We start from the raw sequence: 2,186 nt of genomic DNA, 5'->3' as shown, positions 1-2,186 counted from the left end.
TGTCGACGCTCCCCGAAAACTAGGCCAGTAGCGCTCTTCGAAAAGTAGGCCACCCGACCACGATGGATTGGGTGATGACAGTGGAGGACTGGGCTGAGATCCGGCGTCTGCACGCGCAGGAGCAGATGTCGATCCGGGCGATAGCCAAGCACCTGGGGATCGCGCGGGACACGGTCACAAGGGCGGTGAACTCGACGTCCCCGCCGCGTTACGTCCGGCCGAAGGCGGCCTCGGCATTCGACGCCTACGAGCCGCGGGTGCGGGAGCTGTTGAAGGAGTTCCCGACCATGCCGGCCTCGGTGCTGGCCGAGCGGGTCGGCTGGCAGGGGTCAGCGTCGTGGTTCCGCAAGCGGATCGCGGTGCTGCGCGTCGACTACGCGCCCCGTGACCCGGCGGACCGGTTGGAGTATCGCCCTGGCGACCAGGCCCAGTGCGACCTGTGGTTCCCACCGGTCACGATCCCGCTGGGACCAGGACAGACCGGTGCCCCACCGGTGCTGGTGATCGTGTCGTCCTACTCCCGGTTCATCACCGCGGCCATGCTGCCCACGCGCACCACCGGCGACCTGCTGGCCGGCATGTGGGAGCTGCTGTCGAACCAGCTGGGCGCGGTCCCGCACCGACTGATCTGGGACAACGAGGCAGGCATCGGGCGGCGCAACAGCTACGCCGAAGGAGTGGCCGGGTTCTGCGGCACCCTGGCCACCCGGATCGTGCAGCTCAAACCGTTCGACCCTGAGTCCAAGGGCATCGTGGAACGCGCCAACGGCTACCTGGAAACCTCGTTCCTGCCCGGCCGGACCTTCACCAGCCCAGCGGACTTCAACACCCAACTCGCCGCCTGGCTCCCGGTCGCCAACGCCCGCACCGTGCGGCGACTCAGCGGTCGCCCTGCCGAACTGGTCGCCATCGACAAGGCCGCGATGCTGGCGCTGCCCCCGATGCCCCCGGCGACCGGGGTCCGCACCCGGGTCCGGCTGCCACGCGACTACTACGTCCGTGTCGCAGGCAACGACTACTCCGTCGACCCGAGTGTGATCGGACGGATGGTCGAGGTCCACGCCGACCTGTCCACCGTCCAGGTCACCTGCCAAGACCAGCTGGTAGGCAACCACGCCCGCAGCTGGGGCACCGCGGCCACCATCACCGCCCCCGACCACGTGGACACCGCTCGTCGGTTGCGTGAGGCCTACGGGCGTCCCGCGGCTCCGACCAGTGGTGACCTGCTGCGTGACCTGGCCGACTACGACACCGCCTTCGGTGTCGACCTGCCCACCCACACAGGACTCGACGACACCGACGGCGAGGTGGCCTGATGCCCACGACCACTACCGCCAGCCCGGCAACCGAGTCGGTCAAGCAGATCGAGTACCTGTCCCGGGCGTTGAAAGCACCCCGGATCCGCGAAGCCGCCACCCGACTGGCCGATCAAGCCCGCGAAGCGTCCTGGACCCATGAGGAGTACCTGGCTGCGGTGCTTTCGCGTGAGGTATCGGCGCGCGACGCGGCCGGCGCCGAGCACCGCATCCGCGCCGCAGGCTTCCCCGGGCGCAAGTCACTCGAGGACTTCAACCTCGAGCACCAGCCCGCGCTCAAGCGCGACGTCGTGGCCCACCTAGGCACCGCAACGTTCATCGACGCCGCCCAGAACCTGGTGCTCCTCGGCCCGCCCGGCACCGGAAAGACCCACCTGGCCATCGGACTAGGGATCAAGGCCGCCCACGCCGGACACCGAGTGCTGTTCGCGACAGCCACCGACTGGGTCACCCGGCTCCAAGAAGCACACGCCGCCGGACGACTCAGCAACGAACTCGCCCGGCTACGCCGCTACGGGCTGATCATCGTCGACGAGGTCGGCTACATCCCCTTCGAGCAAGACGCCGCGAACCTCTTCTTCCAGCTCGTGTCCTCACGCTACGAACACGCCTCACTGATCCTGACCAGCAACCTGCCCTTCGCCCGATGGGGCGACGTGTTCGGCGACCAGGTCGTCGCCGCAGCCATGATCGACCGCATCGTCCACCACGCCGACGTCCTCACCCTGAAAGGCAGCTCCTACCGGCTCAAAGACACCGGGATCGCGACACTTCCCTCAGCACGAGCCGAGAACACGGCACAATGACCAACACCGAAGTGGCCTAACTTTCAAAGAGCAGAACCGGCCCAACATTCGGGGAGCGTTGACA

Annotated in this window: 2 protein-coding genes; both read left to right on the top strand. The window is 67.8% G+C overall.

From position 1 onward, the window contains the following. Positions 1 to 71 precede the first annotated feature (71 nt). Positions 72 to 1,316 carry an IS21 family transposase gene (istA, locus tag AC6EH9_RS20005; protein ID WP_498425445.1) on the top strand — a complete coding sequence of 415 codons (1,245 nt, stop codon included), beginning with the start codon at positions 72 to 74 and terminating at the stop codon, positions 1,314 to 1,316. Continuing rightward, positions 1,316 to 2,122: an IS21-like element helper ATPase IstB gene (gene istB / locus AC6EH9_RS20000; RefSeq protein WP_498425444.1), complete on the top strand. Its 807-nt coding sequence runs from the start codon at positions 1,316 to 1,318 to the stop codon at positions 2,120 to 2,122. The genes istA and istB overlap by 1 nt, the downstream gene beginning before the upstream one ends. Positions 2,123 to 2,186: the final 64 nt, after the last annotated feature.

It is taken from the genome of Nocardioides sp. Z21_20 (assembly GCF_059766585.1).
This window is presented reverse-complemented; position numbering and strand designations above follow the sequence as displayed.

What these genes read in the sequence shown, in the direction of transcription:
- istB (WP_498425444.1), top strand. Translation starts at nt 1,316, where the DNA reads ATGCCCACGACCACTACCGCCAGCCCGGCAACCGAGTCGGTCAAGCAG.